This is a genomic window from Leifsonia sp. 115AMFTsu3.1, from assembly GCF_004362795.1.
Lineage (GTDB): Bacteria > Actinomycetota > Actinomycetes > Actinomycetales > Microbacteriaceae > Leifsonia.
Genome location: NZ_SNYB01000002.1, coordinates 571,917 through 592,430, shown reverse-complemented (window position 1 = coordinate 592,430; position 20,514 = coordinate 571,917). Strand labels below are relative to the sequence as shown.

Below are 20,514 nucleotides of genomic sequence, written 5' to 3'. Positions count from 1 at the left end.
GTGCACGAGCGCATCCTCGGCCGCGGCGTGGGCTTGGGCGCTGAGGTGGGGAAGCGGCGTACCGAGTTCGTCCGGGACGCACGCGGTAGCGGCCGGCGGCGCGGTCTTGCAGAGCGGCGTGCGTAGCCACGCGCAGTAGCCGATCCGCTGCGGGCCGTGGATCTCCGCAAGCTCCGTAGAGGTTTGCTGCGAGGCTAGCTCGGGGAAAGTCGGGTGCGCCTCGGCCGAATGCACATCAGCACAAAGGCCGCGATCAGGCCTGCTGCGTAAATGTCTATCAGTGGCACAGTGTGGCCAGTGAGCGAAAACGCGGTCACCACAAGGGCTACCGCGAAGAGCGCGTAGCCGAGAACCACCCACCTCGGCCACACGTGTCCGGCAAGCGTCGGCACTCCGAAAGCAAGCGGGCCGAGGGCGAAGATAATTGTGAGCACTACGGCAACCACATCGGCGCCTATTTTCTGGTCCGAGGGAAGCACATCCGCGATGACGCTATTGATGAGATACGCGATCCCGGCGACGGCGAGACACGCAAGCGCGGCCCACACCGTCCAGGCGGCACCTCGCGGGCTACTGCGGTCGGTCTTCGAAGTCACGGTCCGGAGCATTCGCACCGAGCTTCCAATCTCGACCTAACTTGCCCTGCCAAGTTTGACCACAATCAATATATCTTATTTCAGTTAGAGCTAGTCTAGGTGGGCTTCATCGGCGCTCAGCGGTGCTCTGACATCCTTCATAGCTCCAATGGCCGTTCTTCCGCGCAGCTTATGACGCTCACCGTCTCGCTTCTCCGAGAATCGACGAAGCTGAGTGCCCGGCGCTGGTCGTAGGCACGCCTCACACCATTCAGGGCGGCCACGGCTGCAAATTACTGCGTCCGCGGGCCCGATTCACGTTTCGCGATGCGGGGTGATCGTGACCTCCGCGAGAGAGAGCGGGTATGCCCAGTCGTTTGCGATTCTGACGTAGCGGTAGTTGCCGTTCAGCTGGACGGCGGTCACGGGTTCCCAGGGGCGGAAGATGTGCACGGTCTTGATGCTCCCCCCCGCTGAGGCTTGATGGGTTGCCGTCGGGGATCGGGTCGTTGGACGCTATCACCCAGAAGTCGGTCGATCTGAGCCAGTGGGAGCCGTCTGTCGGCAGGTGGACCGTGACGGTATCGATCTGTGTGGTCTGCCCGAAATCCAGTTGCCACCACGGATAGGCATCGTTGATGGTGCGGGCGACAGAGGTGTTCCCCATGTCACCGTCGTTGGCCTTGTCGGCCGGCGAGTCGATCGCGTCGCGAGTGGAGGACTGGGTGGCGGTGCCGAAGACGGCGATGTTGGGGGGATCGGTCGTGTCGGTTCCGGCGGGCCAGACGGGGTTGTTCGGTATCGCCCTCCAGGTCTGGTTGGACGCGCCATTGCACGCGTAGGTTCCGATCGTGTTGTTCTCGGCGTCGGTCGCCCCGAACAGGTCCAGACATTCGCCGGTGTATTGGCTCTGCAGCTTCCAGACTCCCGCCCCCACCGTCGTCGGTCCCCACCGATATGACGAGTCGCTCCCGTCGCATGCGTGATCCAGGACGGCCTGCGCTCCGTTGCCCTTCCACCGCAGACACGTGCCCGTGTCCGCGTTTCGGATGAGGCCTCCCCCGGTGTTTCCGACCTGCTCGTACTGGAATCGTGCGGTGTTCGATCCGGCATCCTTCTTCAGCACCGTCCGGATCCGCTGGTCGGCATCGCCGGTCGCAGCCGGCGTTGTCGAGAGCACGCCGCCGGCGGAGGACACCGGCGCCAGCGATACCGGCCCGCTGGTCAGCGACTCGGGGGAGCTCCAGACCATGTTGGACGCCGTCGAGCAGGGATAGAGCATCAGCCGGGAGCCGTCACCGGTTGCTGCGCCTCGAACGTTCAGGCAGGTTCCCGAACCCTGATTGCGCAGCGTGCCGTCAGCGGCGACCGTCCAGGTCATGGCCGACGTTCGCTGGCACGCGGCGGTACCGACCGACTCCCCCGACCCGGACAGGCACATCGCCGGGTCCTCCCCATCGGATTGCGCCTGCTCCTCGTCCTCGAAGTCCGCCGTCGTGTTGAAGACACTGATCCGATACCCGTTCTCCACAGGGTCGAACCGCCACTTCTGCGCGGCAGCACCAGCACAGCTGGAGATCGTCACGTCCGTCCCAGGTGTGTACGGTCCGCCCTGAGCTGTCAGGCATCGACCCGAGCCTGCGCCGATGACCGCGCCGCCCGTGGTTTCGGCATCCGGGAGTGACCGCTTTGTCCGTGCTGTCGTCATCTTCACGATCTGGAGATCCGAGCGGTAGTCCGAACAGGGCATCGAATCGCCCCAGTTGCGACGGAACAGGTTCTGTCCGAGCATGATCCCCAGGCAGGTTCTCGTCCCCTTGCCGAGCAGCTTCATGCCGTTCGCACCCTGCCACACGGCCCAGCGGGCCCCGTCGCCGGAGCACCACCCCATGTGCGGCTGGTCGGCGCCCGCGTTCCTGGTGAGGCATAACCCCGACGCGGAGTTGACCAGCCAGCCCCACCCGTCGTTCGCATTGTCCTTCACGTAGGTCCAATCCCAGTAGCCGTCAGACAACCCGGTGGTGAAGGTCACCCCGTTGGCCCATCCGGACCACCGGGCAGTGGACGACTCAAGATGCCAGCTGGGGTCCCTGTTGAAGGTGATCCGCGACCCGGCCGGAAAGCCGGGCGTCGCGTTGGGCCGCCACAGCGCCAGCACACCAGCCACGTCGTCTATGTAGGGCGCTTTGTTGTCTCCACAGATCGAGCCCTCACTGGACGTCGGCTCCATCACCGTTCCACACGCAAGCTGATCGGTGTTGTGGTTCAGGCCGAGGATGTGCCCGATCTCATGGGTGAAGATGTGCTGCCGCAGCGTCTCCGAATACGAACCCATGTAGTTCGTGGCGATGCTGATATTCCCACCAGCAGGCTGACCGGAGTGGAAGTCGCAGTACGTCGCTGCGACCGCTTGCGCCCGGGGTTGACCCGGAATGTTCGGCATCGAGGCCACACCGACCACCCGCGCCCCCGCCGGGGTGGGGTCCGCCAGATCGCCGAACGTGATGGTCACCCCCGTGACGTACCGCCAGGCGGACCACGCCTCCGCAGCCTTCCTCAGCGACGCCCGGTAGGTAGCCGGCACCGTGGGCGGATACTTGATGTACAACGTCGCCGTCGTGGGGTACGTGCGGCACGCATACCCGGAGCGAGCCCACGCCGCAGCCGGTTCCACGTCTCCTCCGAGAGGTACGAGCACCGCCGCCGCAGCCACCGCCGCCGTCAACACGCCGATCAACCGGCGCCATTTCCACCCTCGCACCACAACCACGTCCCTCGTTCGCCCATGAACGCGTCAACCACGTCTCTCACCCGGCAGCACCGGAAGAGACCGTCGACGACCGCGACGAGCACATGCACTCGTCACTGACTACGACGTCAGCTCACGAGCAGAATGACGACGGAGTGCATATATGCGCCGAACCACGACGGCTGAAGTCGGGGGTGGAGTTTGCGTGCAACTTCCGGTGTCCGGCGACCAAGTCCTCCGCCAGCGCGTCGATACGCGCAATGTCCGCGTCACGCGGGCGGGAGCACCAGCGCCGTCACTCCTTCGCGCCCGTCTGGTTGAACAGGTAGTACACGCTCAGCGCAGCGAATCCGACGAGCATGGCCGGCGCGTAGACGATGCCGATCACGGTCAGCAGCGGGTAGAACAGCGTCCCCGCGCCGAACCGGAGGAGTGCGCTCCGCCGCGTCCCCGCATCCATCGATCCCGTCCGGACGAGGACGAGCGTGATACGCCCGTAGACCAGGGTGAAGGCGATCGCGAAGCCGGTCGCGACCCCGCCGTACAGCACGGCGGCGACCCGGGTGTCCGCGGCGCTGCCCTCGGCGATGGCGCCCGCGAGCGTCGCGGTGGTGAAGGGGACGGCCGACACGAACATCAGGAGGATGAGGTTCCAGAACAGCAGCACGCGGTCGACCGTGGTCGCGAGACGGAAGATCGAATGGTGGTTGACCCAGATCACGCCGATGACGAAGAAGCTCACGACGTAGGCGGCGAATGACGGCCCGGACGCGAGGACCTGATCCAGGAGACTCTCGCCGTTGCCCGGCTCGAGGTGAAGGTCCAGGACCAGGAGGGTGATGGCCACCGCGAGGACCCCGTCGGTGAACGCTTCCAGTCGCACCTTGGTCATCGCTGCCTCCTGGTCGTCGCCGTTCGAGGTGGGCATACCTTAGCCGGGCGGACACGGTCCGTTCAACGACGACGAGTCCTCCGTTCACCTCCCCTTTCCTCCGTATACCGCCGACGTGGGTAGCTTCCGTCCCTGTGCGACTTCTCAGAACCCGAACCGTGGCGGTCCTCGCCGCCACCGCGACCGCCGGCACACTGGCGCTCGCCCTTCCCACCGCGGCGCAGGCCGCGGCAACGCCCGACGTGCGGATCACCGAGTGGATGTACAGCCCCGGCACCACCGGCGGCGAGTTCATCGAGCTCACCAACCTCGGCACGACGCCGGTCAGCCTCACCGGCTGGTCCTTCGACGACGACAGCCAGACGCCCGGCACGGTCCCGCTGGACGGGCTCGGGACGCTGGCGTCCGGCGAATCCGCCATCATCACCGAGTCGACGGATGCCGCCTTCCGGACCGAATGGTCGCTCGGCGCCGACGTGAAAGTACTCGCCGGCAACACGACCGGCCTCGGCCGCGCCGACGAGATCAACCTCTTCGACGGCCCGGATGCGGTCGCGAACCTCGTCGACCGGCTCACCTACAACGACCAGGGCACCGGCACGGTGAAGGGCCCGCGCACGCAGGGGAAGTCGGGCGTGCCCACTACGGCCGCGGCGCTTGGGGCCAACGACGCCTCGCAGTGGCAGCTCTCCGCCGTCGGCGACGCGGAGGGCTCGTGGGCGTCGGCCAGCGGTGACATCGGTTCACCGGGAAAGAGCCGGTTCGCCCCGGCGCAGCCCGCGTGGAAGAGCATCCACATCAACGAGGTGTCGTCCGACAACACCGCCACCCCGGTCGGGGACGCGATCGAGCTCTTCAATAGCGGGTCGGTGGATGTGGACATCACCGGCTGGCTTCAGATCGACAGCGGGGCAGCGACGGCTGCAACGACCTTCTCGGCCAGCCTCGCCGACGGGACCCCGACGACGGTCGTGCCCGCCCACGGCTACGCGTACTTCTCCTCCACCAAGGGCCTGAGCAGCGGCGGGGACGGCGTCAAGCTCTACCTGCCGGACGGCGCCGGAGGCACCGCCGGCACCCTGGTCGACTCCGTCGACTACACGGCAGGCGAAGCCGGCACCGACGAGGGCAACGAGTTCGGAGCGGGCGCCTACGCGCGCTGCCCCGACGGCACGGGATCCTTCGCTTCGGTGGCGACCAAGAGCTTCGGCGCTTCCAACGCCACCGCGTGCCAGAACGTGCTCACCAACCCCGCCGACGGCGGCAACGGCGGCGGCAACTCGCTGACCTGCCAGCCGGAGGCGCCGTCCGGCACGGGCACCCTCCCCGCCGGCGCGGGCACTCCGGTCGCCTGGCCGGGAAGCGCCACCGTCTCAGTCGCCGACTCGCTGTGCGCGTGGGAGACCACGACCGGTCCGGAGGGCCGTGACGTCAGCGGCCTGGTCTTCGACCCGACCAACGCGAACGTGCTTTACAGCGTCAAGAACAAGGGCTGGGTGTTCCGCATGGTGAAGGAGAACGGCCTCTGGGTGGCCGACACCGCCAACGGCTGGGGCGCGGGCAAGCAGATCTTCTTCCCGGGCAACAGCGACACCGCGACGAACCAGCCGGACTCCGAGGGGCTCACGGTCGGACCGGACGGCGCGCTCTACGTGACGACCGAGCGCAACAACGCCGCCAACACCATCCCGCTCAACTCCATCCTCCGCATCGACCCGACCTCGTCGGCCACGTCTCTGGTCGCCACCGACCAGTGGAACCTGACCGCGGAGTTCCCGGAGCTGCACGCCGGGAACAAGACGGAGGCGAACCTGGGCTTCGAGGGCGTGACCTTCGTGCCGGACAACTACCTGACCGGCAACGGCTTCGTCGACCAGTCGACCGGCACGACGTACAAGCCCGCCGACTACCCGCTGCACGGCACCGGCCTCTACTTCGCCGCATTGGAGAACGACGGAAAGCTGTACGCCTACGCGCTCAACAGCGACCACACTTTCCACCGGGTCGCGGTCGTGGACACGAAGATGGGCCACGTGATGGACGTGCAGTTCGACGCTGCCACCCAGCGCATCTGGGCGCTCTGCGACAACACCTGCGGCGTCTCCTCCACCGTGCTGAAGGTCGACGGGACGGGAACGATCGTCCCGCAGGTCGTCTACAGCCGCCCCGCCGGTCTGCCGAACGACAACCTGGAGGGCTTCGCTCTCGCCCCGGCGTCGACCTGCACCGGAGGGACGCGCGAGGCCCTGTGGTCGGACGACGGCGTGTACGGCACCGGCCCGGGCAGCCCGACGGAGGGCCACGCCCTCTACAGCGGACGCATCGCGTGCGACCTGCAGCTCGGCGGCCAGGGCGTCTCCGGCCCGGCGACGGACCCGGTGGCGGCGGTCAGCCTGTCCGCCGGTTCGGGCGCCGTCGGCGACCGCATCACGGTCACCGGCACGCACTTCGCGCCGGGCACGCAGGTCACGTTCGTGTTCAACTCCACACCGGTCACCCTCGGCACGGCGACCGCGGCATCTGACGGGACGCTGACCTTCACCTTCTCGGTGCCGACGGTTCCCGCGGGTGCGCACACCGTGACCGCGTCGATCGGCGGGACGGTCGTCGCCTCGGCGGCCTTCAATGTGACGGCCGCCGGCGCCACGGTGTCGGGCGGCGATCCGGCCGCCCTCGCCTCGACCGGGTCCAATGTGAGCTCGGCAGCCGGGCTGATCGCCCTGGCGCTGCTGATCGGCGGCGGTCTGCTGGTCCTGCTCCGCCGACGCGCTCGGACGCACACGACCGGGGAGTGAGCGGGGAGAGATAGCCCCGGGGGAGGGCCGGCCCGGCCGCGCTCTCCCCCGGCGGCTGTCACGACGAGCACCGCGCCCAGGTTGCGCTGCTATGGTTCCCGAGCCGGCAGTGCGCCGGCTTCAGGGAAGACGCCTCGTTGACAGATGGATCCTCCGGATCCGGCCACGACTCGTCGCCTCCTCTGTGCAAATAAGAGGAGCGCCATGCCCGCGTCCGTGAAAGCCGTCGTCTACTGCGAAGGACTGTTCGGGAGGCTCGACGGCAAGACCGCCAACGGTCTCGTCCGCCATTCCGAGAAGTACGAGATCCTCAGCGTGATCGACAGCACCCGTGCGGGCGGCGACGCAGGCGAGGTCCTGGACGGCGCACCGAACGGGATCCCGGTGCTCGCGAGCCTGGACGCATCCCTCGAGCGCGCGGGCTTCATCCCCGACACCCTCATCTTCGGGATGGCGCCCACCGACGGCCTGCTGACCGCCGACCACCGCGCCGTGCTCCTCGACGGCATCGACCGCGGGATGAACCTGGTCAACGGACTGCACGAGTACCTGAACGACGACGCCGAGTTCGTCGCAGCAGCCCTCGTGGCCGGTGTGACGATCGAGGACGTCCGGCGGCCGAAGGAGATCGCTGAGCTGACGCTGTTCAGCGGCCGGATCTTCGACGTCACGTGCCCGCGCATCGCGGTGCTCGGCACGGACGGATCGGTCGGCAAGCGCACGACGGCCACGCTGCTCACCCAGGCGCTGAACGCGCAGGGCATCCGCGCGGTGATGGTCGGGACCGGGCAGACGTCGCTGATCCAGGGAGCCCGGTACGCGGTGGCGCTCGACGCGACCATCCCCCAGTTCTGCTCCGGCGAGGTGGAGGCGCAGGTCGTCGCCGCGTTCGAGGAGGAGGACCCGGACGTCATCATCGTCGAAGGCCAGGGTGCGCTGAGCCACCCCGCCTACCTCAGCTCGGGCGCCATCCTGCGCGGCAGCCGACCGGAGGGCGTCATCCTCCAGCACGCCCCGGGGCGCGTGATGCTGGGCGACTTCCCGATGATGCCGATGCCGACGGCCGCGAGCGAGATCGCCCTGATCCAGGCGTTCAGCGACACCAGCGTCATCGGCGTCACCATCAACCACGAGGGTCTGACGGCGGCCGGGATCGATGACACGATCGCCGAGCACGAAGCCGGGCTCGGCCTCCCCGTCACCGACCCGCTCACCCGTCCGCTGGAGGAGCTCGTCGACATGGTTCTGCTCGCCTTCCCCGAGCTGGGTCTCCGCGGCGAAGCGCTCGCGGGTATCGCGAGCACGGAGTCCAGCCTGGCGTAGTCGGTGGCCCTGGCGTCGTCGGTGGCCCGGAATACACTTCCGGCATGGCCATCGACGTCCTCCCCGCCACGGGCCGCTTCGACGACTTCGCGACCTTCATGGTGCCCCGGAAGCCCGGCGCGGGCGGCTGCGTCTGCATGTCCTATCGGGATGCCCGGCTCAACACGGCGGGCCGGGTCGACCACATGCGCGCCGAGTGCTCCTCGGAGCCCGGCCCCGGCGTTCTCGCGTACCTCGACGGCGAGGTGGCGGGATGGTGCTCGGTCGCCCCGAAGTCGACGTACCGCCGCTTGATGAACTCCCGCACCATCCCCCACCTCGACGAGGAGCGCGACCCGTGGTCGATCGTCTGCTTCGTCGTCCGCGGCGGTTTCCGCAAGCGCGGCCTGATGCACGACCTGCTCGACGGCGCGGTCGAGCACGCCCGCGCCTCCGGTGCCGCGCTGGTCGAGGGCTACCCGGTCGACACCGGCGGCGAGCGCGTGGATGTGATCAGCGGCTACGTCGGAACGGTCGAGCTCTTCGAGAAGCACGGCTTCTCGCGCGTGCTGGCCACCGACGCCCACTCGGGCGGCCAGGTGCGCTGGCTGATGCGGCGCGAACTCGGCGCCTGAACAGGCGGTGCGGCGTGACGCTTCGAGAGGCAGCCGTCGATAACGTTGGCCCGTGCTGCAGACGATCCTTACGGCCGCGGTCGCCGCTCTGGTCGCATTCGTATTTTCGGTCTCGAATGATCTCCTACGGGAACGGCGAGCCTTCCGACGCCGCTGGGACAGAGATGTCTACAGTTCGACGATCGAGTTGCTTATGGCGGCTCGTCAGGTCGGGCACCTGGCGTCCACGGTCCGACGGGGCGGTTCGGACAGCGCCGATGTGCTCGCCCGGCTGGACGACATGCACCGTGAGGTCCGCACGCGCTGCAGTGCCCTCCTGATCCTCGCGGATTCACCCCTCGCCGAGGCAGCGCTCACCGTTCAACGACAGGTGTACGCGGTCGTCGAGGTCGCTCGAGGGGGCGAGGACCCCCGGCCCGGCGATGGGACACCGGACGAACGGCTGACGCGAGCTCTCGACGCCCTCAGCCACCGCGCACGGAACCAACTGGATCTGGCACCGATCGCGGGCACGCGCTTGGACTGACCCGCCTCATCCCTGTGAGAGTTCACATGTACGCTCTCTCAGGTTAATCCGCGCGTCACCGCAACCCGCTCGGATGGTCCGGTCACTCGACCGAAAGGACCCGTCCGCATGTTCCGTTCCGCTTCGCGCTGGAAGGGCGGCGCCGTGCTCGTCGCCGCCTCCGGCGTGCTCGCCGCCGCGTTGCTCCCCGCGCCCGCGCTGGCCACCACCTCCGACAACGGCGGCGCCGCCCGCAACCCCGACGACTCCACGACGGCGCTCCGCCAGTCGATCGTCAACGGTCCCGCCAAGAACGTCATCCTGCTCATCGGCGACGGGATGGGCGACAGCGAGATCACGGTCGCCCGCAACTACCAGTACGGCGCGGGCGGCATGCTCCCCGGCATCGACGCACTGCCGCTCACCGGCCAGTACACGACCTACTCCGTGTACAAGGACGGCGCGAACAAGGGCAAGCCGGACTACGTGCCGGACTCCGCCGCCACCGGCTCCGCGTGGGCGACCGGCACCAAGACCTACGACAACGCGATCTCCGTCGACATCGACGGCAAGCCGCAGGCGACCCTGCTGGAGCTGGCACGCGCCAACGGCCTCCGCACCGGCAATGTCAGCACCGCCGAGATCCAGGACGCGACCCCGGCTGTCGAGGTCGCGCACGTGGGCGCCCGCTCCTGCTACGGGCCGGACAGCGCATCGTGCGGTTCCGACGCCCTCGAGAACGGTGGACTCGGCTCCATCAGCGAGCAGCTGCTCGACGCCCGTGCCGACGTGACCCTGGGCGGAGGGTCGACCTCCTTCACGCAGACCGCGAAGGCCGGCCAGTGGAAGGACGAGACGCTGTTCGACCAGGCCGCCGAGCGCGGATACCAGGTCGTCGGCGACGCCGCGGGCCTGGCGGGTGTGACGGAGGCGAACCAGCAGAAGCCACTGCTCGGCCTGTTCACCCCCGGCAACTTCCCGACGCGCTACGCCTCGACGACGGCGACCGTCGGCGGCGCGGACCAGGCGCCGGTCACCTGCACGCCGAATCCGGCCCGGCTGGCGACCGACCTCTCCCTCTCGTCGCTGACGAACAAGGCGATCTCCCTCCTGGACAAGCCGGGCGGTGACGGCTTCTTCCTCCAGGTCGAGGGCGCCAGCATCGACAAGCGCGACCACTCGGCCGACGCGTGCGGCCAGATCGGCGAGACCGTCGACCTCGACGAGGCCGTACAGGCAGCGCTCGCGTTCGCGAAGAAGGACGGCAACACCCTGGTCATCGTGACCGCCGACCACGCCCACACCAGCCAGATCGTCGACAGCACCCCGCCGGCGACCCTGTCGACCGCGCTGACGACCGCCGACGGCACCGTGATGAAGGTCGCCTACGGCACGGCGGCCGCCGGGGGCTCGCAGCAGCACACCGGCGCCCAGCTGCGCATCGCCGGGTACGGCCCCGGCGCGGCCGACGTCGTCGGCCTGACCGACCAGTCCGACACGTTCTTCACCATCGCCCGCGCTCTGGAGCTGAACCGGGACTACGCGGCCCTCAGCGCCGGCGCGTCGGTGACGCTGAACGCCACGACGGTTAAGCCGGGCGACCCGATCACGGCGACGCTGGCGGGCTTCCGCGGCGACCGTCAGGTCACCGGGGTCATGCAGTCCGACCCGGTCGCCCTGCCGCGCACCGACGTGCTCGGCGGATCGGCGGCCATCACGGCGACCGCGCCGACCGACCTCGGCGCCCACACCATCACCGTCACGGGAGCGCAGAGCGGCAAGGCGGTGACGGTGAACTTCGAGGTCACCGCCGACGGCCAGCCGTCCGGCGCCCTGCCCGGCGGATCGGCCGGCGGATCGACCGGTGGCGGCAACGGCGCGGTGACCGCCGGATCCACCTCCGCGGGCTCGCTCGCCTCGACCGGCTCGATCGTCGCGCCGCTCATCGTGGTGATCGCGCTGGCCCTGCTGATCGCGGGCTACCTGTTCGTCACCCGCGGCCGTCGCCGCCCGGGCGGTGCCCCGCAGGTCTGACCGGCAGCACATCAAGAGGGGGAGGAGTCCACCCGGACTCCTCCCCCTTCCACGTCTGCGCGATCCATCGGATCGCAATACGTCCGCAAAGACCGAAGTGTTCTGAAGGAAGGCGTCACGACCCCGTGGTTGCTGCGTCTGAGTAGGTAGAAGGGCGCTTTGCCCTTGCGAGTGGTGGACAAGGACCGTTCCGGCTTGCCGGGTGTGAAGAAGTCTCGTGTACTGGTGTCAGCGCGGCGGCGGGAATCGCCGGAAGTTGTAAAGGATTCTGATGGCAGCGCGGCCCCGACGCCTGGCGTACTTCGCCACCATGGCTCTCATCGTGGAAGCCGTATTGCTGGGTGCCTCGCTCCTCCCACAGCCGTGGGGCGGGATGGCGCTGACGGTGGGAGCGCTTCTGTGCGCGACCTTTGATCGAGTGTGGAGTCGCGTCAGGGGTCCCGTCTTCCCGCCACCGCTGACCGCCGCCGTTCGCGTATATCTTGCCATCGTGGTGGTCGTCTTGCTCTCCACGCTGATTATGGTCGTGTTCGCGCCCGGGAGCGGTCTGCCGACGTGGGTGATGTCCGTAGTCACAATGCTGGCTCTCTTGGCCGGGAGCTGGGTCCCGGCACCAAACACCTGGTCGCCTACTCCTCACCCGAGGGGCGACGAGTAGATAAACCCACGGGGTGTGTCTCGGGCTTACGACTCCGCGCTGAGCGCGATCGTCCCGATCCCGAGCGCCGCCAGGATCCCGGCCGAGATGCGTTCGAGCCAGGTCGTGACAGACGGACGCTTCAGCCAGGCGACCGCGCGGCCGGCCAGCAGCGCGACCACCACGAGGTAGAGCGAGCCGACCACGGCGACGATCGCTCCGAGCAGCAGCGTGCTGGCGATGGTCGAGCCGTCGTGGGGGACGAACTGCGGCGCGATGGCCAGGAAGAACAGGCCGACCTTCGGGTTCATCATCGTGGACAGCATCCCCGCGGTGAATCCCGACCGCAGTCCGGTGCGACGGGAGGTCGGCTCGACGCCGTGCGCCTTGCCCTTCCGGCTCGCGATGAACGCGGCCACGCCGAGGTAGATCAGGTACAGACCGCCGACGATCTTGAGGATGCGGAAAACCTCGGCCGACTGCTCGAGCACGGCGGCGAGCCCCAGGGCCACCGCCACCGCCCACACCAGCGACCCGAGCGCGGTGCCCGCGGCGGCCGCGATGCCCGCGCCCTGCCGCGCCAGGCTGAAACGGAGGACGAGGAACGTGTCCGGCCCCGGCGTGAGCGCGAGCACGAGGCAGAGGCCGGCGAAGGCGAGCAGGCTGGCGACGGTCATGCGACCAGTATGCAGGCCGCTCAGGGCAGCAGGCGCGTGAAGTGGTGGGGAACGCCCTGCCAGACGGTGGTGATCTCGACCGGGCGGCCCTCCTCGGGCGCCTGGATGAGCATCCCGTCGCCCAGGTAGATCGCGATGTGCTCCTCGTCGTCGAACACCACCAGGTCGCCGGGCTGGGCGTCGCTCTCGCTGATCTGTCGCCCGGCGTCGTCCTGCAGGTGGACGAGGTGCCCGAGAGGGATGCCGACGGCGGCGTACGAGACCATGACCAGTCCGGAGCAGTCGATGCCCGAGTGATCCGAGCCGTCGAGCACGTACGGGTCGCCGAGGTAGCTGAGCGCGGTGGCGACGATCTGTTCGCGCGCGCCGCCGAGGGCGAGGGCGGAGACGATCGCCCCGGCGGCCCGCTCGCCCGCAGCGCCGCCCTGGCCGGCGATGATGCCCGCAACCGCGGAGGCGACGGGGTCGTCGCGGTCGATACGGGCGGAGGCGACGATGGCCGAGACGGTTATGGCCTGGTGGCCCGCGTGCCCGCTCGCGGCGGCCATCACGATGTCGATGGGCTCCGCGACGGCCGGCGGCGCCATGGCGATGCCGGCGAGGAGAGCGATGGTGGCGCCGGAGGAGCCCAGTGCGATCCCGCGACGGGAGGCTCGGGGCGCGGACCCTCGTCGTGTGCCACGCCTCCGTGAGGTGCCGCCGCCGCGCTCAGCCCGTTCCTGCTCCAGAGCCCGCCGTCGTTCGCCGCCCGTCATCCAGACCTCGTCCGTCTCACGACCCGCACCCCATCGCCCGAAGTCCGCGCGACCGGGATCGAGCCTAAGGGGCCGCATCCCTGCTCCACCGGGAGTCCTCTGAGTCGGGCTGATGTTCCTCTCAGACGGAGGCCGCCGGCCGGATCAAGCGCCCGGCCGGGGAAGAGAATGGGGAGGCCCGCCACCGATCGGAGCCGCCCACGCCCCCCGTCGCCGTCTTCCTCATCACCTGGTCGTTCGACCCGGCCGCCGCCGCGCTGCTCGCCGTCGCGGCCCTGCTGTACGTGGGCGGCGTCCTCCGGCTCCGCCGCCGGGGCCGCCGCTGGCCGCTCCGGCTGACGGCCTCGTTCCTGCTTCTCGGCCTCGGGTCGTACGCCGTCATCTCGTTCGGGTTCCTCGGCGCCGAGAGCACCGACCTCCGCTGGGCGTTCACGACCCGGATCGCGCTCCTGCTCTTCGTCGTCCCCGCGTTCCTCGCCCTCGGGCGGCCCGTCGCCCTCGCCCGCGTGGCCCTCGGACCCACGGGCCGCCGCCGCACCGACCGGGTGATGCGCTCCCGTCCGGTGCGCGCGTTCGGCAACGCGATCGCCGCCCCCGCCTTCGCGTGCGCGGTATTCCTCGTCTTCCTCACGCCGCTCGCCGCCGTGCTGCGCGACTCGGTGTGGTCCGAGTGGACCATCTCCGTCCTCACCCCGCTCGTCGGCCTCCTGCTGGTGCTGCCGATCGTCGCGCACTCCGTCGTCCGCACCGGGTTCTTCATCACGGTGGAGTTCCTGCTCGCGTTCGTCGAACTGGTGCTGGATGCGATCCCCGGCCTCCTGCTGCGCCTCAACGACGGCATCCTCGACCACGCCCCGGCGATCGTCGGGCGGATGCCGTTCTGGTTCCCCACTCCCCTCCACGACCAGCACCTCTCCGGCGACCTGTTGTGGTTCATCGCCGAGGTCGCCGACGTGCCCGTGCTCGTCCTGCTGTTCGTCCGATGGATGCGCCTGGAGCGCACCGAGGGCAAGCGTTACGACGACCTGAGCGACGAGGAACTGGCCGAACTGACGCGGCAGCATCTCCGCCAGCGCAGCTGAGGCGCGCGCGTTACGCACCATGACGGTGCGCGTGCGGCCCGGGCCGGGTTCGCTCATCCTGGACCAATGACCAGGCAGATCCGCTTCAACGCGTTCGACATGAACTGCGTCGCCCACCAGTCGTCCGGCATGTGGCGGCACCCCGAGGACCAGGCGTGGCGCTACAAGGACCTCACCTACTGGACCGAGCTGGCGAAGCTGCTGGAGCGCGGGAACTTCGACGGCATCTTCATCGCCGACGTGCTCGGCACGTACGACGTGTACGGCGGCAGCAACGAGGCCGCCATCCGTCACGGCGCCCAGGTGCCGGTGAACGACCCCATCCTTCTCGTCTCGGCGATGGCGCTGGTGACCGAGAACCTGGGCTTCGGCATCACCGCGGGCACCGCTTACGAGCACCCGTATCCGTTCGCACGCCGCATGTCGACGCTCGACCACCTGACCAACGGCCGTGTCGGCTGGAACGTCGTCACCGGGTACCTGCCCTCCGCCGCCCGCAACATGGGCCACGACGACCAGCTGCAGCACGACGACCGCTACGACCACGCCGACGAGTACCTCGAGGTGCTCTACAAGCTGTGGGAGGGGTCGTGGGAGGACGACGCCGTCATCCGCGACCGCGAGTCCGGCGTCTTCACCGACCCGTCGAAGGTGCACGAGATCGGCCACCGCGGCAAGCACTTCACGGTGCCGGGCATCCACCTCTCCGAGCCGAGCCCGCAGCGCACGCCGGTCATCTACCAGGCCGGCGCATCCAAGCGCGGCATCGCGTTCGCGGCAGAGAACGCGGAGGCGATCTTCGTCGCCGCCTCCACCAAGGAGGGTCTGAAGGCGACCGTCGGCAAGCTCCGCGACGCCCTCGAGGCGGCGGGACGCGACCGGTACTCGGCACGCATCTACACGCTGCTGACGATCATCACCGACGAGACCAGCGAGAAGGCGCAGGCCAAGTTCCAGGACTTCCTGCAGTACACCAGCGACGAGGGCGCGCTCGTCTTCATGTCCGGGTGGATGGGCGTGGACCTCTCGCAGTACGACCTGGACGAGCCGATCGGCAACGTCGACAGCAACGCCATCCAGTCGGCGGTCGCGAACTTCCAGCGGCCGAACGAGGACGGTGGCGAGTGGACGGTGCGCGACATCGGCCGCAACGGCGCCATCGGCGGGCTCGGGCCGTTCATCGTCGGCTCGGCCTCCGAGATCGCGGACCAGCTGCAGGAGTGGGTCGAGGAGACCGACGTCGACGGGTTCAACCTGGCCTACGCCATCACGCCCGGGACGTTCGAGGACATCGTCGAGTACGTCATCCCGGAGCTGCGCAAGCGTGGCGCATACCCCGAGGAGTACGCGCCGGGGACCCTGCGGAACAAGCTGCACGGCGCGGGCGACCGGCTGCCGGAGACGCACCGCGGAGCCCGGTACAAGGTGACGGCATCCCGGGCCGTCTGAGAATCCGTAGACCATCGCTCCTCTAGCCTGGCTAGCGATAGGCTGAGCGGGAGACGCGGCTCCCGCCGCGCCTCTGTGGCGACCGAAGGGCAGGCCATGACGGACACGGCGGCGATCCAGGACCAGCTGCGCGAGCTCCTCGACGGAGAGCGCGGGCTGAAGGAGCTGCTCGGTGCCAACCCGGAGTGGTACCCCGTGCTGATCCGCCAGCTGGAGCTCGCCGTCGGCGACGCCCGCATCATCTACCTGGGCGCCGCCATCGCTTCCGGGCTCTCCACCGTCACGCTGCGCATCGGCATCTTCACGGAGCACACGGTCGTCGCCGCCGAGGTCATCGACGACAGCACGCCGGGAGCACAGGTGGTGACGCGTGTGGAGAGCCGCGCGGGTCTGCTGCGCTTCGAACTCTCCGGCGGCACGGAGAGCGACAACAGCAGCGAGTCGTCGTGGCAGGGCGGCTTCCGCGTGCGGGCGTTCTACCGCTCCGGCCTGGTCGTCACCGTGCCCGCCAACGTCGTCGACACCGAGGCCAAGCGCGTCTCGGTGCACGCCGTTCTCGAAGGCATCCGCGCCGACCTGCAGGCACGACCGCCATCGTCCGTCCTGGACGACTGAGCACCCCGACGGGCCGGGAGGAACCATGATCTCGTCAGCGGTCACCCTCAGCTATCGCGACGCCCCGGCCGCGATCGCCTGGCTCGAAGCGCTCGGGTTCGACGTGCTCCAGCTGCAGTCCGGGCAGGACGGCTCGGTGCTGCACAGCGAACTGCGCTGGGCCGACACCGTCGTGATGCTGGCCTCGAACGACGCGGCCTACGACGTCCCGCCCCTGGTCGGCGCCTCCACCGGAGTCGGCCTGTACCTGGTGACCCAGGACGTCGACGGGATGTTCGCACGCGCCGTGGACGCCGGCGCGACGGTGGTCTTCCCGCCGGAGGAGACGGAGTGGGGCAGCCGCCGGGCACGTGTGCTCGACCCGGGCGGCCGGGAGTGGAGCTTCGGCTCCTATCGGCCCGGCGAGCAGTGGAGCGCCTCCGCCTGAACGGGGTTCACCCCTGCGCGAGGTCGCGGAAGAACCGGGTCAGCAGCGCACGCGACCGGTGGTCGAGCCGGGATGCGGCGGCGCGGGCGCGGTCGAGATCCGGGTCGGCCTCGAGCGCGTCGGCGAGGTGCTGCACCATGCGGGCGATGTCGTCGGCGGTGTACTCGGCTTCCGGGCCGGACCCGTCGGACTCGGCCGTCTCCTCCGCCGCGTTCGGCCGACGGCCTCCACTGCCGAGCGACACCGTCGCCAGCAGGCCGACGACCAGGAAACCGGCCGCGGCGAACGCCGCCCATCGCGTCCCGTCGCTGAACGCCTCCTTCGCGTCGGCGGCGACGGGAGCCGTCTGCGGGTTCTTCTCCAGCCCGGCGATCGCCGCTCCGGAGCTGTCGACCACCGCGGACACCAGCTGGTCGCGCTGAGGAGCCGGCACGCCCCGGTCGTCGAGCTTGGCGTCGAACACCGCGGTGGCAGAGGCGAACAGGACCGTGCCGAGCACGGCGATGCCCAGAGCGGAGCCGATCTGGCGCGCCGTGCTCGTGGTGCCGGAGCCCTGCCCGCTCTGCTCGACCGGCACATCCCGCAACACCACCCCGGTGAGCTGCGCGGTCGCGAGCCCGACACCGAAGCCGTAGACGAAGAGGAACGGGATCAGCGCTCCCCACGGCGTGGTGGAGGAGATCACGAGGCCCAGCCCGGCCACACCGACGATCTCCGCGACCAGCCCCACGCGGACGATCGTGACGGGCGCTATGCGGTTGCCGAAGGCGCCGGCGAAGCCGCTCGCGAGGAACGACCCGATCGCCAGGGCGAGAAGGATGAGGCCGGTGTCGAGAGCGCTGTAGCCCAGGACGTTCTGCAGCCAGATCGGCAGCGCCAGGATGATGCCGAACTCTCCAAGCGACACGATGGTCGCGGCGACGTTGCCGTTGCGGAACGACGGGATGCGGAAGAGGTCGAGCGCGAGCATGGTGCTCCGGCCTGCCCGGGTGCGCGCGCGGCCCCGCAGCACGAACAGCACTCCTCCGAGCACCGCGACCGCGAAGGCGATCGGCACGGGTGAGAGGTCGAACGGCCACGTCCATTCGCCGATCGACGGTCGGGTGTCGACGAGCCACCAGCCGTAGGTGCGGCCCTCGATCAGCCCGAAGACGAGGCTCGCGGAGGTGACGACCGAGAGCAGGGCGCCCACCCAGTCCACGCTCCGTGCGGCTCGGGTGTCGCGCGACTCGGGCACCGTCGCGAGCACGCCGACGATGATGAGGATGCCGAGGGGAATGTTGATGCCGAATGCCCAGCGCCACGAGAACGCGGTCGTCAGCCACCCGCCGAGCAGTGGACCCAGCGCGGTCATCCCACCGATGGTCGAGCCCCAGACGGCGAACGCGATCGCGCGCTCCTTCCCGCGGAAGTTCGCGTTGATCAGGGAGAGCGTGGTCGGCAGGACCATGGCGCCGCCGACACCCTGCAGGAGTCGCGCCCCGATCAGGAAGGCGCCGGTCGGCGACAGGGCCGCGGCGACGGAGGCGAGCGTGAAGATCGCCACGCCGATCAGGAGCATCCGGCGTCGTCCGAACCGGTCGGCCAACGTCCCGAACACGAGCAGGAGGGCTGCGAACACGAGAGTGTACGACTCCTGCACCCACTGGACTCCGGTGGACCCGATATGGAGTTCGTCGACGATGGACGGGATCGCGACGTTGACGATCGTCGAGTCGACGATGATGAGCGCGACACCGATGCTGATGAAGACCAGGCCGGCCCAGCGGGAACGTGAAGACATCGAAACTCCCTTGCTAGGAGATTAGTCAGCAAGCTTATGGTCAGGCTACGCTGGATTCGTGAGCCGGTCCAGCAGAACCCGACGCCGCATCCTCATCGCGGGTGGCGCTGTCCTCGGCGTCCTCGTCCTGACCGTGGTCGGATTCCTGGCCTGGGCGTCCACCCCGATGATGGGCGACCGGTCCGCGGCGCTCGAGGCCTGGCGCGACCCGGCCGTCCAGATCCACGACGCCGGCGACTCCGTCGTCATGGAGCCGACCGGAACGCCCTCCGGCGACGGCCTGGTGTTCGTCCCAGGCGCGCTGGTCGACCCGTACGCCTACCTGAACAAGCTCTCGGGCGTCGTCGCCGAGACGGGCCTCACCGTGGTGATCACGAAGCCGACGCTCAACCTGGCGTTCTTCGACCAGCGGCCGCTGTCCACGTTCACCGCCCACGCTCCGGAGGTGACGGACTGGTACGTCGGCGGCCACTCCCTCGGCGGCGTCCGCGCCTGCCAGCTGGCCGAGGATCCGAAGGTGACCGGACTCATCCTGTTCGGCTCGTATTGCGCAAACGACCTCAGCGGTGCCGATCTGCGCGTGCTGTCGATCGGCGGCAGCCGCGACGGCCTGAGCACGCCCGCCAAGCTCGCGGCGAACCGGCACCTGCTGCCGGAGGACGCGCGGATGGTGCAGATCGACGGCATGGACCACGCGCAGTTCGGCGACTACGGCGCCCAGCCGGGCGACCGACCGGCCACCATCGACGACGAGACGGCCCGCGAAGAGCTGACCCAGGCGCTCAGCGGCTTCCTCTCGGAGTGAGTGCGACGACTTCCGCACACACAGACGGCGCGGCCGTGCAGCGGGGAGGCTGCACGGCCGCGCCGGGGGCGGGCTGACGCCGGGAGTTACTTGGCCGGGGGCATCAGGACCGAGTCGATCAGGTACACGGTCGCGTTGGCCGTCTTGACGCCGCCGCAGATGACGTTGGCGTCGTTGACCTTCATGGAGTCGCCGGAGCCGGTGACGGTGACGTCGCCGCCCTCGACGGTCTTGTGGGTGCCGTCGATGTCAGACGGCGCAAGCTGTCCGGGCACCACGTGGTAGGTGAGGATCGAGGTCAGCGTGGCCGTGCCCGCCTCGGTCTTCAGCGACTCGATGGTCGCCGGGTCGATCTTCTTGAAGGCGTCGTCGACCGGGGCGAAGACGGTGAAGTCGCCGCCGTTCAGGGTGTCGACCAGGTTCACCTGCGGGTTCAGCTTGCCCGAGACGGCCGCGACGAGCGTCGTCAGCAGCGGGTTGTTGCTGGCCGCGGTGGCCACCGGGTCCTCGGCCATGCCGGAGACGGAGCCCGCACCCGACGGGACCTGCTTGGCGTATGCCGCGCAGCCGGGACCGACGAGGTCGGCGGCCGGGTCCATCTTCGAGGCGGACGGGGTGGACTTGCTCATCGAGGAGCCGGAGTCGCTGGAGGTGGCGCTGCCCGCACCGGACGAACAGGCGGTGAGGGTGAGGGCGGCTGCGGCCAGGATGGCTGCCGCTGCGAGACGAGCTGTGGATCGCATGGTTCTTCTCCTTCGAGGGATGGTGACGATCGTTGCGGCCGCTGCGGGGCGGTC

At 69.3% G+C, this 20,514-nt stretch carries 17 protein-coding genes; 10 read left to right on the top strand and 7 right to left on the bottom strand.

The features are described from left to right. Positions 1-194 precede the first annotated feature (194 nt). From AXZ95_RS13780 to AXZ95_RS13770, 3 genes are all read right to left on the bottom strand, one after another. Complete coding sequence (locus AXZ95_RS13780) at positions 195-596, bottom strand: hypothetical protein (protein WP_231374481.1); 402 nt, start codon at positions 594-596, stop codon at positions 195-197. 250 nt (positions 597-846) lie between these two features. After that, on the bottom strand, positions 847-3,087 hold the full coding sequence (locus AXZ95_RS13775) for a M57 family metalloprotease (protein WP_231374483.1): 2,241 nt from the start codon (positions 3,085-3,087) through the stop codon (positions 847-849). Between the two features lie 532 nt (positions 3,088-3,619). After that, positions 3,620-4,216: a TMEM175 family protein gene (locus AXZ95_RS13770; protein WP_231371236.1), complete on the bottom strand. Its 597-nt coding sequence runs from the start codon at positions 4,214-4,216 to the stop codon at positions 3,620-3,622. Between the two features lie 158 nt (positions 4,217-4,374). Here AXZ95_RS13770 and AXZ95_RS13765 point away from each other — a divergent pair, with 158 nt between their 5' ends. The 5 genes from AXZ95_RS13765 (at position 4,375) to phoA (ending at position 11,487) form a co-directional block, all read left to right on the top strand. Continuing rightward, positions 4,375-7,011 carry a lamin tail domain-containing protein gene (locus AXZ95_RS13765; RefSeq protein ID WP_018192226.1) on the top strand — a complete coding sequence of 879 codons (2,637 nt, stop codon included), beginning with the start codon at positions 4,375-4,377 and terminating at the stop codon, positions 7,009-7,011. Between the two features lie 204 nt (positions 7,012-7,215). Next, on the top strand, positions 7,216-8,334 hold the full coding sequence (locus AXZ95_RS13760; protein WP_018192227.1) for a DUF1611 domain-containing protein: 1,119 nt from the start codon (positions 7,216-7,218) through the stop codon (positions 8,332-8,334). A gap of 44 nt (positions 8,335-8,378) precedes the next feature. Then, positions 8,379-8,948 (top strand): GNAT family N-acetyltransferase, encoded by a 570-nt coding sequence (locus AXZ95_RS13755; protein ID WP_018192228.1) that lies wholly within the window; start codon positions 8,379-8,381, stop codon positions 8,946-8,948. 52 nt (positions 8,949-9,000) lie between these two features. Beyond that, a complete protein-coding gene (locus AXZ95_RS13750) occupies positions 9,001-9,474 on the top strand; it encodes a hypothetical protein (protein WP_018192229.1) in 474 nt (157 codons plus the stop codon). Between the two features lie 108 nt (positions 9,475-9,582). Continuing rightward, a complete protein-coding gene (gene phoA / locus AXZ95_RS13745; RefSeq protein WP_018192230.1) occupies positions 9,583-11,487 on the top strand; it encodes an alkaline phosphatase in 1,905 nt (634 codons plus the stop codon). Between the two features lie 684 nt (positions 11,488-12,171). Here phoA and AXZ95_RS13735 read toward each other — a convergent pair. Continuing rightward, positions 12,172-12,801: a LysE family translocator gene (locus AXZ95_RS13735; protein ID WP_018192232.1), complete on the bottom strand. Its 630-nt coding sequence runs from the start codon at positions 12,799-12,801 to the stop codon at positions 12,172-12,174. 20 nt (positions 12,802-12,821) lie between these two features. Continuing rightward, the gene (locus AXZ95_RS13730; protein ID WP_231374485.1) at positions 12,822-13,556 is read right to left on the bottom strand and encodes a C40 family peptidase; all 735 of its coding nucleotides are present in this window, start codon (positions 13,554-13,556) and stop codon (positions 12,822-12,824) included. A 284-nt stretch (positions 13,557-13,840) separates the two neighbouring features. Between AXZ95_RS13730 and AXZ95_RS13725 the strand changes: the two genes are divergently transcribed. The 4 genes from AXZ95_RS13725 (at position 13,841) to AXZ95_RS13710 (ending at position 17,129) form a co-directional block, all read left to right on the top strand. Then, positions 13,841-14,638, top strand: a complete 798-nt coding sequence (locus AXZ95_RS13725; protein ID WP_018192234.1) for a cytochrome c oxidase assembly protein — start codon at positions 13,841-13,843, stop codon at positions 14,636-14,638. 66 nt (positions 14,639-14,704) lie between these two features. Next, entirely contained in the window at positions 14,705-16,087 is a 1,383-nt protein-coding gene (locus AXZ95_RS13720; protein ID WP_018192235.1) for an LLM class flavin-dependent oxidoreductase, read from the top strand. 96 nt (positions 16,088-16,183) lie between these two features. Next, entirely contained in the window at positions 16,184-16,702 is a 519-nt protein-coding gene (locus AXZ95_RS13715; RefSeq protein ID WP_018192236.1) for a hypothetical protein, read from the top strand. Positions 16,703-16,727: 25 nt separating this feature from the next. Then, a complete protein-coding gene (locus tag AXZ95_RS13710) occupies positions 16,728-17,129 on the top strand; it encodes a VOC family protein (RefSeq protein WP_018192237.1) in 402 nt (133 codons plus the stop codon). A gap of 7 nt (positions 17,130-17,136) precedes the next feature. Here AXZ95_RS13710 and AXZ95_RS13705 read toward each other — a convergent pair whose 3' ends face one another. After that, a complete protein-coding gene (locus tag AXZ95_RS13705) occupies positions 17,137-18,912 on the bottom strand; it encodes a DHA2 family efflux MFS transporter permease subunit (RefSeq protein WP_018192238.1) in 1,776 nt (591 codons plus the stop codon). Positions 18,913-18,970: 58 nt separating this feature from the next. On the opposite strand from AXZ95_RS13705, the gene AXZ95_RS13700 reads away from it, so the two are divergent. Beyond that, positions 18,971-19,717 (top strand): alpha/beta hydrolase, encoded by a 747-nt coding sequence (locus AXZ95_RS13700; RefSeq protein ID WP_018192239.1) that lies wholly within the window; start codon positions 18,971-18,973, stop codon positions 19,715-19,717. A gap of 86 nt (positions 19,718-19,803) precedes the next feature. On the opposite strand, the gene AXZ95_RS13695 is transcribed toward AXZ95_RS13700, so the two are convergent. Then, the gene (locus AXZ95_RS13695) at positions 19,804-20,460 is read right to left on the bottom strand and encodes a fasciclin domain-containing protein (RefSeq protein ID WP_018192240.1); all 657 of its coding nucleotides are present in this window, start codon (positions 20,458-20,460) and stop codon (positions 19,804-19,806) included. Positions 20,461-20,514 lie beyond the last annotated feature (54 nt).